The 13,050-nt window shown below is 71.6% G+C and carries 10 protein-coding genes and 2 pseudogenes; 7 read left to right on the top strand and 5 right to left on the bottom strand.

Annotated elements, in window-relative coordinates:
- Nucleotides 1–59: 59 nt before the first annotated feature.
- Nucleotides 60–518, top strand: a pseudogene (locus ACH4UM_RS35000) (serine hydroxymethyltransferase); the annotation flags it as partial.
- Nucleotides 519–915: 397 nt separating this feature from the next.
- Here ACH4UM_RS35000 and ACH4UM_RS34995 read toward each other — a convergent pair.
- The 3 genes from ACH4UM_RS34995 to ACH4UM_RS34985 all read right to left on the bottom strand — a co-directional run bounded on the left by ACH4UM_RS34995 (nucleotide 916) and on the right by ACH4UM_RS34985 (nucleotide 5,230).
- On the bottom strand, nucleotides 916–2,121 hold the full coding sequence (locus ACH4UM_RS34995; RefSeq protein ID WP_398188470.1) for a VWA-like domain-containing protein: 1,206 nt from the start codon (nucleotides 2,119–2,121) through the stop codon (nucleotides 916–918).
- Between the two features lie 143 nt (nucleotides 2,122–2,264).
- Entirely contained in the window at nucleotides 2,265–3,572 is a 1,308-nt protein-coding gene (locus ACH4UM_RS34990; RefSeq protein WP_398188455.1) for an AAA family ATPase, read from the bottom strand.
- Nucleotides 3,573–3,682: 110 nt separating this feature from the next.
- Complete coding sequence (locus tag ACH4UM_RS34985) at nucleotides 3,683–5,230, bottom strand: hypothetical protein (RefSeq protein WP_398188452.1); 1,548 nt, start codon at nucleotides 5,228–5,230, stop codon at nucleotides 3,683–3,685.
- Between the two features lie 683 nt (nucleotides 5,231–5,913).
- Between ACH4UM_RS34985 and ACH4UM_RS34980 the strand changes: the two genes are divergently transcribed.
- A complete protein-coding gene (locus ACH4UM_RS34980) occupies nucleotides 5,914–6,288 on the top strand; it encodes a peptidase inhibitor family I36 protein (RefSeq protein ID WP_398188449.1) in 375 nt (124 codons plus the stop codon).
- A 309-nt stretch (nucleotides 6,289–6,597) separates the two neighbouring features.
- Here ACH4UM_RS34980 and ACH4UM_RS34975 read toward each other — a convergent pair whose 3' ends face one another.
- A complete protein-coding gene (locus ACH4UM_RS34975) occupies nucleotides 6,598–7,278 on the bottom strand; it encodes a sigma-70 family RNA polymerase sigma factor (protein WP_398188448.1) in 681 nt (226 codons plus the stop codon).
- Between ACH4UM_RS34975 and ACH4UM_RS34970 the strand changes: the two genes are divergently transcribed.
- The 4 genes and pseudogenes from ACH4UM_RS34970 to ACH4UM_RS34955 all read left to right on the top strand — a co-directional run bounded on the left by ACH4UM_RS34970 (nucleotide 7,277) and on the right by ACH4UM_RS34955 (nucleotide 9,956).
- A complete protein-coding gene (locus tag ACH4UM_RS34970) occupies nucleotides 7,277–8,104 on the top strand; it encodes an alpha/beta fold hydrolase (protein WP_398188445.1) in 828 nt (275 codons plus the stop codon). The two genes, ACH4UM_RS34975 and ACH4UM_RS34970, sit on opposite strands and share 2 nt — an antisense overlap.
- Nucleotides 8,105–8,263: 159 nt before the next feature.
- Nucleotides 8,264–8,512 (top strand): annotated as a pseudogene (locus ACH4UM_RS34965) (ABC transporter permease); the annotation flags it as partial.
- A gap of 507 nt (nucleotides 8,513–9,019) precedes the next feature.
- Nucleotides 9,020–9,565, top strand: coding sequence for a S1 RNA-binding domain-containing protein (locus ACH4UM_RS34960; protein ID WP_398188442.1), 546 nt, complete (start codon nucleotides 9,020–9,022; stop codon nucleotides 9,563–9,565).
- 13 nt (nucleotides 9,566–9,578) lie between these two features.
- Nucleotides 9,579–9,956: a hypothetical protein gene (locus tag ACH4UM_RS34955; protein WP_398188439.1), complete on the top strand. Its 378-nt coding sequence runs from the start codon at nucleotides 9,579–9,581 to the stop codon at nucleotides 9,954–9,956.
- 675 nt (nucleotides 9,957–10,631) lie between these two features.
- Here the strand turns inward: ACH4UM_RS34955 and ACH4UM_RS34950 are convergent.
- Nucleotides 10,632–11,567 carry a LysR family transcriptional regulator gene (locus tag ACH4UM_RS34950; RefSeq protein ID WP_398188436.1) on the bottom strand — a complete coding sequence of 312 codons (936 nt, stop codon included), beginning with the start codon at nucleotides 11,565–11,567 and terminating at the stop codon, nucleotides 10,632–10,634.
- A gap of 134 nt (nucleotides 11,568–11,701) precedes the next feature.
- On the opposite strand from ACH4UM_RS34950, the gene ACH4UM_RS34945 reads away from it, so the two are divergent.
- Nucleotides 11,702–12,982: an MFS transporter gene (locus ACH4UM_RS34945; protein ID WP_398188433.1), complete on the top strand. Its 1,281-nt coding sequence runs from the start codon at nucleotides 11,702–11,704 to the stop codon at nucleotides 12,980–12,982.
- The last annotated feature ends 68 nt before the right edge of the window (nucleotides 12,983–13,050 follow it).

The raw sequence follows: 13,050 nt of genomic DNA, 5'->3' as shown, positions 1-13,050 counted from the left end.
GGCTCACCCTCGGCGTCGGCGCCCCGCTGCCCTGCACCCCGCGCGGCATCGTCGAACTCCTGCGCCGCCACGACGTACCGCTCGCCGGAGCGTGCACCCCGCTGGCGGAGTTGGACCCCCAGGTCCACGCCGCCCTCCGCGCCGAACTGCACCGCCAGCAGTCCACCCTGGAGATGATCGCCTCCGAGAACTTCGCGCCCTTGGCCGTGATGGAGGCCCAGGGATCGGTCCTGACCAACAAGTACGCGGAGGGCTACCCCGGCCGTCGCTACTACGGCGGCTGCGAACACGTCGACGTCACCGAGCGCCTGGCCATCCAGCGCGTCAAGGACCTGTTCGGCGCGGGATACGCCAACGTCCAGTCGCACTCCGGAGCCCAGGCGAACACCGCCGTCTTCTTCGCCCTCCTCAAGCCCGGCGACACCGTCCTCGGCCACGACCTCGCCCACGGCGGACACCTCACCCACGGCATGCGCACCAACTACAGCGGCAGGATGCTCAGCGTCGTGCCGTACCACCGTGGCCGAGGCGGACAGCCTGTACACCGGTCGTCGCCGCGAGCCGGAGCGCGGTGGCGTGGAGCGCGGCGCGGTGGCCGCGACCGTGGTCGGGCCGGACACCACCGCGACGCCTCCAGTCATCGGCTGCGAGGGGTTCCTCGCCGTGGACGGTGTCGACGGAGAAGGCCGAGCGTCGCAGGAGGAACCCGAGCGGATCCCATGTCGTGCGGGGTGCCGGCCGCCGGTTCTCCGAGCCGGTGGTCGGCCGGGACCTGGGCGGGAAGGTTCCGGTGCACAGGCCGGGAAGCCGGCCTTCGCACACGGGTTGTTGAACCCCCTGCGAACCCGGGTGGGCGTGAGCTTGATCGGCTCCGTGCGCTCGAGCACCGTGGCGATGCCGTGCCACTGCGCCCTCTCAGCTGATGGCGACGACACGCGCCCAGGGCGGCGGGGTGTCCGGGACGTAGTCGGGGTCCTCCTCGTTCACGGCGCGGGCGGGACGGGGGAAGAGGCCGACGACGGTGCGGCAGGGCGGCTGCGCGGAGGGCCATGGCGTCTGACCGTCCGTCAGGGCGACGATCACGTCCGGGCGGGGCCGGGAGCGGAGCGCCCGGGCGAAACCCGAGCGCAGATCCGTTCCCCCGCCGCCGACCAGTGCGATGTCCTCGGCGCGGCAGAGCGGGACGGCGACCCCGGCCGCCGCGTCGCAGGAGATCACCGAGACCAGGTCGCGCCGGCCGCCCACCGCCCGTGAGATCGCCGCCACTTCCAGCAGCGCGCTGCCCAGCTCGGCGTCGCTCACCGACCCGGAGGTGTCGATCACGACGCAGACCCGGGGCGGCGTACGGCGCAGGCTCGGCAGCAGCACCCCGGGGACGCCGGCCGAGCGCCGGGACGGACGCCGGTAGCTGTGGTCCTCGCCCACCCCCGGCGCACCCGCCGCCGAGCGGACCGCCGCCCCCAGCAGCTGCCGCCACGGCTGCGGCGGATGGAACGCCTCGTCCGCCCACCGGCGCCACCCCTCCGGCGCGTCGCCCGGGCGGCCCTTGATCCCCTCCGCGACCCGGAAGCGGACCGCGTCCCGCTGCTGCCTGCTCAGAGAGTGTGCCCCGTCGGGCCCCAGCTCCCACGGCCGGTCCTCCCCGTCGGCACCGCTGCCGCAGTCCAGCCAGGCCAGGTCGGTGGCGAGCCCGGACATCGACGCCGTCCGCAGGTACTCCTCCATCAGCAGCCCGTCGGGCAGCCGCAGCAGCGACGGCAGCACCGCCCCGACGGGCAGGGGCAGCCCGTCACCGTAGATGTCGTCGTTGATCTCGAAGTCGGCGGCGATGTTCCGCCGCAGCCGCTCGCCCGGCCCCTGTTCCTCGTGCTCCCGGGCATACCGCTCGCCCCGCCCGTGGTGGTCCCGGAGCAGATGGGAGACCTCGTGCACCCAGACGCCCGCCAGGTCCTCCACCGGGGTGCGCGCCACGAAGCCGGGGGAGACGTAGCAGCGCCAGTGCGCGTCCACCGCCATCGTCGGCACCGACCCGTCCTCCACCACGTGCAGCGCGAAGAGCGCGCCGGCCAGGTAGGGACGGACCTTCACCGCATGCAGCCGGGCGGCCAGCAACTTCTCCATGTCCAGCGGGAGTCCGGGCCGGCCGACCGGCCCGCCGGAGCCGGCCGGCGGCCTCGGCACGGTGGCCCGCACCGGGCGTGGCGGCGCGGGCGGGGACATCGGGCGCGGCAGCGGGCGCGGCCCCGGGCGCTTCGCGGCGCTCGTCATCGGTGCGCCCCCGTCGCACGCCCGGCGTCGGCCGACGCCGCGACCCGCCCCACCGACCGATCCGCCCGCCGGGCGAGACCGACCACCCCGGCCAGCCGCTCCACCGCCTCCGGCACCTCCCAGTCCTCGCGCCGCAGCGCGGCGAGCGCCGTCGCCGGGGCGACCAGCAGGTCCGGGGCGCCGGTCTCCAGCGCCCGCACCAGCACCGCCCAGCCCGCGTCCCACCGCTCCCGCTCCGGCCGCGCCCCGATGGCGGCCACCACCGCCTCCAGCGCCGCCTGCCGCAGATCGCCCCGCACCGGCAGCTCGGCGGAGCCCGGATCGGCCAGCAGCGACTCCGGGTCCGGCAGATCCATCCGGTCCAGATGAGCAAGGAGTTCGAGCCCCGGCCCGTCCCCCACCGCGCCCCGCACCAGCAGCGCCAGCACCTGCCGGGAGACGGAGGCCGCCGTGCCGAAGGCGAGCAGGGTCAACGCGGTCTCCCAGCTCCGGGGTGAGGGCCAGGCACCGCCGCGCCGCGTCTCGGTGCTCGGCAGCCGGTGGATCATCGTCGGCCGGACTTCCAGGAAGCCGCAGACCGCGCGCCGGGCGAAGGCCACCGCCTCCGGCAGCCGCTCCGGCACCAGCCGGGGCAACTCCGCCCGGGGCCAGACCCCGCCCAGCCCGCGCACCACCACCTCCCGGTCGTGTACCCAGTACAGATGCACGAACCGGTTGGCCAGCGGCGGGCTCAGCTCCCACCCGTCCGCCGCCGACGCGCGCGGATTGGCGGCGGCCACGATCCGCACTCCCGGCGGCAGTTGCAGCGCACCGACCCTCCGCTCCAGGACGACCCGGAGCAGTGCGGCCTGGACGGCCGGGGTGGCGGTGGAGAGTTCGTCCAGGAAGAGCAGCCCCCGCCCGGCCCGCACGAGCTCCACGGCCCACTGCGGCGGCGCCATGGGCACTCCCTGCACCGCCGGGTCGTCGCCCACGATGGGCAGCCCGGAGAAGTCGGACGGCTCATGGACGCTGGCGATCACGGTCGTCAGCGGCAGGTCGAGGGTGGTGGCGAGCTGCGTCAGGGCCGCGGTCTTGCCGATGCCCGGCTCGCCCCAGAGCAGCACGGGCAGGTCGGCCGCGACGGCCAGGGTGAGCGCTTCGAGCTGCTCGTCGGGGCGCGGTTCGGTGGTGGTCGTCCGCAGGAGGGTCAGGAGGCTGTCGGCAACGGTGAGCTGGGTGCCGGTTCCGGATGTGTCGGCGGGGGTGGGTGCGGTCGTGCCGGCAGCCGGGGCGGTGGCGGGCAGGAGGGTGCTGGAGGTCATGGGCATCACCTGGGGTGGGGTGAGGGAACGGGAGGGCCCGTCCCGGATGTCGTGGAAGCGTGCGGCGCGGGATGCGCAGTGTGGGAAGGGGACTTCGGTGGGGCAGCCGGTCAGCGGCTCAGCCCGGTGCGGGGCCGGGCCCGGCTGCTCCGCTTGCGGCGCATTTCGTGAGGCGTACGACGGTCGAGCCGGGGACGGTGGGCCGCCTGCGCATGCCGCGCGCCCGAGGCGCTCCCGTCCCCGACCGCACCGGCAGCGGGGTGCTCGGCGACCAGCCCCGCGCGGAAGAGCCCGTGGTCGATGCGGCGAGCCGCGGCCGCCTCCAGTTCCTCCCGGAGCGGCCCGTCGCGCAGGACCGCAGCGGGACCGAGCAGCCCCTCGACCACGGCCAGCGCCCCGGCGACGTCACCGTGACCGAGCCGCTCCCGGACCGCGGGCAGTGCCTCCGGGTTGCGGTGGGCCGCGTCGATTGCCCGCAGACAGGGCAGCGGCGGCCCGCCGAGCGCCACCAGCAGCTCCTCCCGGCGCAGCTGGGCCGGGTCGTGATCGATCGCCGTCAGCACCCCGTCCCGCAGCGCGATCCGGTGGACCTCGCCCCGGCACTCCACCCGGTGCGGATCGCCGGGCTCGGGGGCGGGGCCGGCCGCCGGTGCCGAGCCGGACGCTGCCACCGAGCCGGAAGCGGTCAGCGCCGCGGCGACGAGCGGATGCAGCCGCTCGGCCGCGACCAGCCCTGCCCGCAGCAGTTCCAGATCCGGAAGGACCCGGGCCGCCGCCTCCGGCAGCACCGGAAGCGCCGCGACCTCCTGTGGCGGCAGCGCCTCGCGCAGCGGCCGGAGCGTCGGGGCATGGCTGTCGTCGGGGGCGACGAGCTCGAGCACGATGCGGCTCCCCGTACCGAGCCGCACGGCGAAGGCTCCGCAAGGACGCCCCTCGGCCCGCAACAGCAACTCCGCCTCGGCGGCCCAACTTGCCACCGCCCACGGGGAATCGTGGGCGACGGGCCGGTCGAGCCGATCTGGCAGGACTGGGCGATCCGGCAGGACTGGGCGATCCGGCAGGACTGGCCGGCCGGGTGCGTGGGTCCGGTCGGGCGGCGCCATGGACGGTGCCCCGCCCGCACCGCACCGCCGCCCCAGTTCACCGCTCCGCCCGGAGTCCCAGAGATGCCGGTGCAGGTCGAGCCGGAAACGCCGGTCGGGATGCGGGTGCGGATGGTGCCCGGGGACGCCGTTCCCGGACCCCTCCCACAGGGCCAGGGACATCCGCTGCCCCGCGTCCGCCCAGGCCGGCGGTGTCCGCACCACCAGCTGCAGCGGCGCGGCGCCGGAACTCCGGTAGTGGGCCAGGGCGATGGTGAGGCTGGGCCGGAGCCGCCCGTCGGGGGCGATCCGGGGCATGTGCCAGCGGAGCAGATCCGGCGCCAGCCGGCGCAGATCTGCACGGAGGTGGGTGACGAGATCGGTGCCGTGGCGGTCGCGCACGGCGCGCAGATCGAGATCGACGTTGATCCGGGCGGCGGCGCAGGCCCCCGCCCAGTCACCGACCGCACGCCGTGCGGTCGCTGTCTCGATCATGGACGGTGGCACAGCGTATTCACGCACACGCTGCCACATCAACAGGCGGGCCGGAACCTGGTTCGCGACGTGATGTGCCATCAGCACTCACCTTGCGCGAACGATTCCCCCAACCCATACGAGGAGAAGTTTTTCATCTCCAGCATCATATGCATCCCGATGACGTTCTGTCAGTCTCCTTTGAACCGCCCATCGATCTTCCTGGAGCGATACGGCATGGTGTCCCGGCTCCAGCTCTCCAGCGCTGACTACTACAAGTTGCACAAGAGTGGCCAGAACCATACGAATTGACCACCTGCTTCTGGCAAGTGTCCGCGCAAGGGGCGCCGCTTCGGAGCGCCCGCCGACTGGCCATGGCCTGGCGCGAAGGTCAACGTCGCTGTGGACAAGGGGGGCACTCATCGGACCCGGACTGGTTGCCGGGCCCACTGCCGTCATTGTCGGGCGCGACTACCACGTCGGCGGTCAGGGGGGCGGACGATGCCGAATACGCCGTCTGTCCGCGGTGCGCGACGTGCTGTCACAAGGAGCTGCGCGCTAGGTGCTCCCTCCTTGCGGGAGATCTCCGGCCGGTTGCCGGGGTTGCCGTCCCGCCCTCCCGTCACACGGGACTGCGTCTCAGCAGGTCAGCGCGTGGGACGTCCCGGAAGTGCGTCATTTCTGCGGCAACTGTGGCGGCCGTTGCTCCCCGCCCCGCAGTCTCGTTGGCGAGCCGGCCGGTGAGGTCGGCCCATTCACGTCTCACAGGGGGTAACAGCATGCGCATGACCAGGAAGTTCGCAGCCGTGGCCGGCGGCATCGTGCTGACCGGGGGTCTGCTGGCCGGAAGCGCGGGCGCTGCCAGTGCGGCACAGTTCACTCCGCAGGCGGCGTCGGACTGCCCGTCGGGCTATTTCTGCGTCTGGTCCGGGCAGAACTACACCGGCCACAGGCAGCAGGTCGCGGGGAGCAATGCGGACCTGACCAAGTACTCGGTCTTCCAGTCCTTCAAGTCGTGGTACAACCACGGCGCTTCCTGTGACTTCAAGTGGTATTCGGCGAAGAACTACGGCGGATCCAGCGGAATCATCCCGAGGGGATTCAAGACGTCCGACAGCGCGTCCCACTACATCAAGTCCAACACCTGGGTCAACTGCTGACCAGCGGCCTGCCAAACGCAAGAGGGCGGCGCCCCGTCAGGGGCGCCGCCCTCGCGCCGTCAGGTCGCCGGTGGGGCACGAAGCAACGGGGGGCAGAGCGCCGACGGCGAGTACGGGCCACATGTTCCCGCCGTGGTCGTGGCGCAGGTCCACGACCCGGCCACAAGCCCCCGGGCGGTCAGTCTTCACCATCGCCTCGCGACCTTGCCGCACACACCGTTCATACGCCGCGTCAGATCCCTGCACTGCGGAAGGTGACACGTACCCGACGTGATCTCCCAGCCACGAGGATCATTTCGTCAGGAGTTCTCACGCGTCGTCTCTGAGCTGATTGCGCTGGATCTCATAGGCAAGGGCGCGACGCACGGAGGCTGATCCGATGCCGGTGACCTTCGCCGGGATGTCGAGACAGCGGCTGATCTCGTCGTACGTGTCCCGGTAGCTGCCAGGCAGCTGTGCTTGATGCTGTCTCAGGTCCTCTTCGAGCAGACGCCGCAGCTCGTCAACGTTCTGGGGCGTGAAGCGCTTCTTTCCCCGGACGAGGGCGTTGACGTAGCGGGTGCAGTGGGCAGTGTCGTCCAGGGTCCCGGAGACCTCCTCGGCAAGGCCCCACAGACGTCCTTCGAGCCATGGGACGTCTCGCTGGTCGAGGTGGAGCTCCATCGGCGGCAGCCGCTCGCCCGTCCTGTACTTCGTCACCTGCTTGGACACGGCGGGCTGACTCATGTCCGCGAGCTCGGCAATCTTGTCCTGCGTCCAGCCGAAGCCGGCGAATACCTTGATCATTTCCGCGCGCAGCTTCCGCATCTCCTCGCCCGCACGGATGACCTCGTTCATGCCGGCGAGTATCCGCTCGGCCTGTCCCTCGGTCAGCGTCCCAGAGTTCTGATGAGTGTCCTCTTCACCTGCCACAGCTCGGTTATACACCAAACGACCCATCGTCATAACCGAGTTGTACAACTGGGTTATGGCTGTCAGGATCCACGCCATGCCTACCTACTCGGCGTCTGACGGAACCCAACTCGCCTACCACGTGTACGGAGACGGCGACCCAGTCGTGTGCATCCCTGGCGGTCCCACGGACTCCCGCTACCTCGGCGACCTCGGTGGCCTGTCCGCGCACCGTCAGCTGATCGTCCTGGACATTCGCGGCACCGGCCAGTCCGCGATTCCCGACGACCCCGCCTCCTACCGGTGCGACCGCCTCGTCGACGACGTCGAGGCCCTGCGCGACCACCTCGGACTCCACCGGACGGACCTGCTCGGCCACTCCGCCGGTGCGAACATCGCGACGCAATACGCGGCCCGTTACCCACAGAACGTCGGCAAGCTCGCCCTGATCGGCCCCAGTACCCGAGCTGTCGGTATAGCGATCACTGGTGAGATGCGACGTGAGCTCGCGCAACTCCGGAAGACCGAGCCGTGGTTCCCGCCGGCGTTCGCCGCCCTGGAGGCGATAACCGAGGGCACCGGTACGGGCTGGGAGGCCATCAGCCCCTTCCTCTACGGCCGGTGGGACACTGCTGCACAGCACCACTGTGCAGCCAGTCAGCCGAGCAACAGGGAAGCTGTCGCTGGCTTCGCGGCGGAGGGCGCCTTCGACGCGGAGACCACTCGTGCGGGGCTCGCCCGCTGTGAGACACCCGTCCTGCTGCTCACCGGAGAGTTCGACCTGAACAGCCCCCCTCGGTCGGTGGCCGAGTTCGCCGCGCTGTTCCGCGATGCGACTTTCGTGGTGCAGTCGGCAGCGGGTCACTACCCGTGGCTGGACGGCGCCGAACAGTTCGTGGCGACCACTGCGGCATTCCTTGGATAGCGGCCTCCTTCCGTCGGCCGGCATCGGGCTCTCCGTGGCGTGCCGGCCGTCAGCCGGCTTCGGCTCGCTCAGCCTGTGCTTCGGTGCGGGCGCGGAAGGTTTCCAGGACGGCGTGGTGCGGCAGCACCGTGTCTTCGAGGATGCAGGGACAGCAGTGGGGGAGCTTGCAGCCCGAACGCCGAGGCGGCCGGCAACGGCGCAATGCCGCTGATCGTCCTGCTGCTCATCTCGAGCGACTTCGTCCCGGCCGACGCGATGCCGGGCTGCGTCCAGCCGATCGCCGAGTACCAGCCGTTCGTGCTCGCCATCGAGACCCTGCGCGGGCTGCTGCCGGGGAGCGAGATCGGCAGCAACGGGTGGCTCGCGGTCACCTGGAGCCTGGTTCTTTCCATGCTCGGCTACTTCTGGCCGAATCCTGGTCGAAGCGGATTTCAACCGCGATCCGAAGTAGCCGAGACGACCCGCGCGGGCGCCTCCCGCAACGCGTCCCGCCCGAGAGCGGCGTACTCCGACACCGCGTCCGATTACGCCGCCCCGTCCGCGTACTCGGCCGCCCTCCGGGCCCAGGGGCGCGGACATCGTCGGCTGGAACTCGCGCCGCATCCAGATCCGTTCGGCCAGCGCGATCAGCCGTACACCATGGCCAAGGCGCCGGATGCGTACGCGCAGGCATCCCCACCTTCAGTCTGTCCGAAGACGCGGCCATCGCCGCTGCGGCCGCGGTGACCGAGATGGCCGCCGGCCCGGGGGTGACGGTGACGACCGAGATCGTCATCATCGCGGGTGCCACGCTTGCGGGCGGCGTCGAATCAGGACTGCCCCAAACGGACAACTCCGGCCCCAGGCAACGTCATCCGACGACCGTCGACGGACGAACCCACCCCGAATCGGGCCCGAGCCTGCCATGATCCGGCCATGACCGAATACTCATGGCCCGATTGGGGGAGCGACAAGGACTACGGAACCCGCGTCGTAGCTGCCTGGCCCCACACCGTCCGCAACCTCCCCCTCGGTGCCCCGGTCACCGGCGAGGTCGTCGGCCGTCGGCCGTTCGGCGTCTTCCTCGCCATAGACCACCACCCCGAAGCCATCGGCCTGGCCGAGATCACCGCCATGCCCCGATGCATGGAACTTCCGCGCGTTGGAGAGCGCGTCACCGGACTCGTCCTGTGGCATGCCGACCACAACCACCAAGTGAAGATCAAGCTCACCGAGTGGGACGAACACGCAGATCTGCTGGCGCCGTTCGCCGACGTGATCGGCCAGACCGTCAGCGGTCAAGTCACCAAGATCGCGCCGATCGGCGCTTTCGTCCGGGTCGCCGACTGCGTGGAAGGACTCGTCCGGCCAGAAGAACTCCCTGAGATGCCTGCCATGGAAGGGCAGGAGTTGATGGTCACGATCCTTGGCGTCGACCTCGAGCGACGTCGGATCTTCCTGGGTGCAGCACGTGGACGTTGAGCGGAGGCATCACATGGATCAGCCGAATCTCAACCCCAGTTCCTGGAGCATCGAGAGCCTTGAGACCCACATGGCCGGGCTTGGGCGTGGGCAGGTGCTGGAGCGGATCCGCACGGTGGCGCAGTCCCACGTATACCGGTCTGTACAGTCGCGCGATGCCGGCCTCCGCTGGGCCCGACTGTCCCTGGCGGCGAACAGGCGGTCGTGCGGCGACGGCGTGTGGGAACAAGCCCTCATGCGCAGCCAGGAATTCGCGCTTCGGACCTGGGTCATTGAACACCTCGGCACCGATGCCGACCCGGACTGGAACCCCGAAGCGCGAACCGGCCCAGTCCCTCGGTGGCTCTTCCCGGGCATGTTCCCGGGAAGCCGATCTCGACGCACGGCATGACCCAGAAACCGGGCCGCCACGGCATCCCGGTTCGCACCGCCCGCAATGCGGCGCTCGCCGCCCTCGCTGCTGATCTCCCCACCCCGGTCCTCGCCGACGTGACCGGGATGCTCCGCCACACGGCGCTCCGCTGGGTCGCCGACGCCAGACGTGACTGGACCGAGTACCTCGCGGCCCGGGCCGAGGACCTGAAGCAACCACCCGGGGGTGGCGGCTGCCGGGTGACGGCCACGATTCGTGCAGCGGCTGAGTTGATCGATAAGGTGCCAGGTCACGACCGCACCCCGTTCGATCCACGGACCGGTCAGGGCTCTGCCGCAGTTGGTGGCACCTCCACGGCTGCCTTGCTGATCCCTGCCTGCCCGGGCCCTGGGATACGGGGGCGATCCTCACGGCGGGACCTCGCCTCACCCGGTCCCCTTCTCCACGAAGTGGGGATGTCCGGCGAGCGGCTGTCGTCGATGAGCCGGGGCCGCCCGCTGTTCAGCGTCCGGACCGAGCCGGCCCGTCCGAATCCATCCAGGGTTCCTGAGCTGAATCGGCAGTTCACAGCCTTGATCATCGTCGGGGCACATGAGGCGTACGGAGGGGGAGAGCCTCAGTGTGCCGATGGCCACGCCTGCCCCCGAGTCACCCTCCGTCGATCCGGCCACGATGGTCGTGGACGCGCTGCGTTCAGCGCGGAATCACCCAGCCCGGCGCCCAGGTCCCGGCGGCGTCGTGGCCCGCCGGTGTGGCGGCGAGGTGGGCGCGGAGGGTGGCCAGCGCTGGGTGGGGGTTGTCGCGGTGCCAGAGGAGCGAGTGCGGGTAGACGGGCGTGGGGTCGGTCACCGGGATGCGGCGCAGGCCGTGGTCGGCGGGCCAGACGAGGCGGGTGTGCTCGCCCATGAAGGTGGCCAGGGCCGGGGTGTCGGCGACGGTGTCGAGGAGCGAGTCGGAGCCGAAGTTGGGGCCGGTCGCCTCGATGGTGAGGCCGAACTCGGCGACGAGGTCTTCGTAGTAGGCGGCCCACTCGGTACCGGGGACGATGCCGGGCATCCAGATCCGGTGCCCGGCGAGCTGGGCGACGGTCACCGACCGGGCGCCCGCCAGCGCGTGGGCGGGGCCGGTGAGGAGCTGGAGCGGCTCGTCGAGCACCCGGACGGACTCGATGTCCTCGGGAAGGAGCCGGCCGGGCGCGGCGACGGCGCGGAAGGACGCGTCGATCGCACCGGACCGGATGGCGGCGACGGCCGTCTCGATTTCGAACAACATCACCACATCGAGGTCGATCTCGGGGTGCGCGCGGTGGAAGCCGCGCATCAGGCCCGACGGCGCGACGCGTGAGGCGATCACGTCGACGCGCAGCGGACGGCGGCCCGGGCGCACGGACGCGATCGCGCGCTCGGCGACGCGCAGCAACTCGCGCGCGTGGGGCAGGAACGCCTGCCCGTCGATGGTGAGCTCGGCGCCGCGCGCGGTGCGGGTGAACAGCCGCACGCCGAGGCTGCGCTCCAGCGCGGCGATGCGCTTGGAGACGGCCTGCTGGGTGACCGCCAGCTCGGCGGCGGCCTCCTGGAACTGACCCGCGTCGGCGGCGGCGACGAAGGTCCGGACGGTATCGAGATCCATGCCGATACCCTATGGCCACAACCGTTGGTTGTGGCCGAGTGTTCGTGTGGTTGTTTGATGCCCGGGTGTGGTGCTCGCTTTGATGGTGCCGGTCGCGGATTGGTTGTGCGGGTGAGTGGCGAGGGGCGTCGGGCATGAGGAGCGGGCAGCGGCTGGGACATCTGCTCGGACATCGGCTGGGGCGGCGGTTCGGGTGGCTGTGGGGAGCGTACGGGACCAGCGCGCTCGGCACGTGGCTGGCCTTCGGAGCGTTCCCGCTGATCGCCATCCGGGTGCTGCACGCCGGTCCGGCCGAGGTCGCCGCGCTCTCCTCCGTGGGGGCTGCGGTGGGCGCGGTCGTGGCGGTGCCGCTAGGCCCGTGGGTGGAGTTCCGCCGCAAGCGGCCGGTGCTGATCGCGATGGACCTGGTGCGGTTCGCGGCGCTGCTGACGATCCCCACCGCGTTCGCGCTCGGCGTGCTCACCTTCCTTCAGCTCCTGCTGGTCTCGGTCGTCGTCGCGGCGGCCGACATCACCTTTCGCGCCGCCTCCGGCGCGTACCTGAAGACACTGCTGCCGGCCGAGCACCTGCTCGTCGCCAACGCCCGTTTCGAGTCCACGGCATGGACGACCACGATCATCGGACCGCCGCTGGGCGGCGCGGCGATCGGGCTCCTCGGTCCGGTGGCGACGGTGGTGGCCGATGCGGTCAGCTACCTGCTCTCGGCCCTGGGCATCCGCGCAATGGGCGGGCACGAGCCGCGGCCCGAGCGCCGGGAGGCCGCGCGCATGCGGGCCGGGGACCTGCTCGACGGTTGGCGGTACATCCTCGCCGACGCGACGCTGCGTCCGCTGTTCTTCAACACCTCCTTGTTCAACGGCCTGGTGATGGCGGCCCAGCCGCTGCTTGCCGTCCTGATGCTCGGCCGACTCGGGTTCGCACCGTGGCAGTACGGCCTCGCCTTCGCCGCGCCCTCGATCGGCGGACTGCTCGGTTCACGGCTGGCCCGACCGCTGGTCACCCGGTTCGGACAGCACCAGGTCCTGGTCGTGACCGGGGCGCTGCGCGCGCTCTGGCCCGTCGGCCTGGCCTTCCTGGGGCCGGGCACCGGCGGGCTGCTGCTGGTGATGGGTGTCGAGCTCGGGCTCATCTTCTGCTGCGGGGTCTTCAACCCCGTCTGCACCACCTACCGCCTCGAACGCACCGCAACCGACCGGGTCGCCCGCACACTGTCCGCCTGGGCGGTGACGACCAAGGCCACGACCGCGCTCCTGACAGCCGTCTGGGGCATGCTGGGCAGCCTGCTCGGCCCGCGTACGGCCATCGGCCTGGCCGGCGTGCTCCTGCTGGCGACCCCGCTGCTGGTCCCCCGTCGCGCGGCAGCGCTTCTCTCCGAGCCGGAGCCGGAGCCGGAGCCGGCACCGAACTGCACCTGACGGGCCGCCACGGCCGTCACCGCGACCGGGCTGCATCGCCAGCACAAGTGTCTGGAGGCCCTGCACGA

It is taken from the genome of Streptomyces sp. NPDC020801, from assembly GCF_044334385.1.
Taxonomy (GTDB): domain Bacteria; phylum Actinomycetota; class Actinomycetes; order Streptomycetales; family Streptomycetaceae; genus Streptomyces.
Note: the sequence above shows the minus strand (reverse complement) of the source record. Positions and strands in the feature narration are given on the sequence as shown.

Bases quoted from the DNA above. Each gene is read 5' to 3' on its own strand.
- ACH4UM_RS34995 (WP_398188470.1), bottom strand. From the start codon at position 2,121: ATGGAGAAGTTGCTGGCCGCCCGGCTGCATGCGGTGAAGGTCCGTCCC.
- ACH4UM_RS34990 (WP_398188455.1), bottom strand. From the start codon at position 3,572: ATGACCTCCAGCACCCTCCTGCCCGCCACCGCCCCGGCTGCCGGCACG.
- ACH4UM_RS34985 (WP_398188452.1), bottom strand. From the start codon at position 5,230: ATGGCACATCACGTCGCGAACCAGGTTCCGGCCCGCCTGTTGATGTGG.
- ACH4UM_RS34980 (WP_398188449.1), top strand. From the start codon at position 5,914: ATGACCAGGAAGTTCGCAGCCGTGGCCGGCGGCATCGTGCTGACCGGG.
- ACH4UM_RS34970 (WP_398188445.1), top strand. From the start codon at position 7,277: ATGCCTACCTACTCGGCGTCTGACGGAACCCAACTCGCCTACCACGTG.
- ACH4UM_RS34975 (WP_398188448.1), bottom strand. From the start codon at position 7,278: ATGGCGTGGATCCTGACAGCCATAACCCAGTTGTACAACTCGGTTATG.
- ACH4UM_RS34960 (WP_398188442.1), top strand. From the start codon at position 9,020: ATGACCGAATACTCATGGCCCGATTGGGGGAGCGACAAGGACTACGGA.
- ACH4UM_RS34955 (WP_398188439.1), top strand. From the start codon at position 9,579: ATGGATCAGCCGAATCTCAACCCCAGTTCCTGGAGCATCGAGAGCCTT.
- ACH4UM_RS34950 (WP_398188436.1), bottom strand. From the start codon at position 11,567: ATGGATCTCGATACCGTCCGGACCTTCGTCGCCGCCGCCGACGCGGGT.
- ACH4UM_RS34945 (WP_398188433.1), top strand. From the start codon at position 11,702: ATGAGGAGCGGGCAGCGGCTGGGACATCTGCTCGGACATCGGCTGGGG.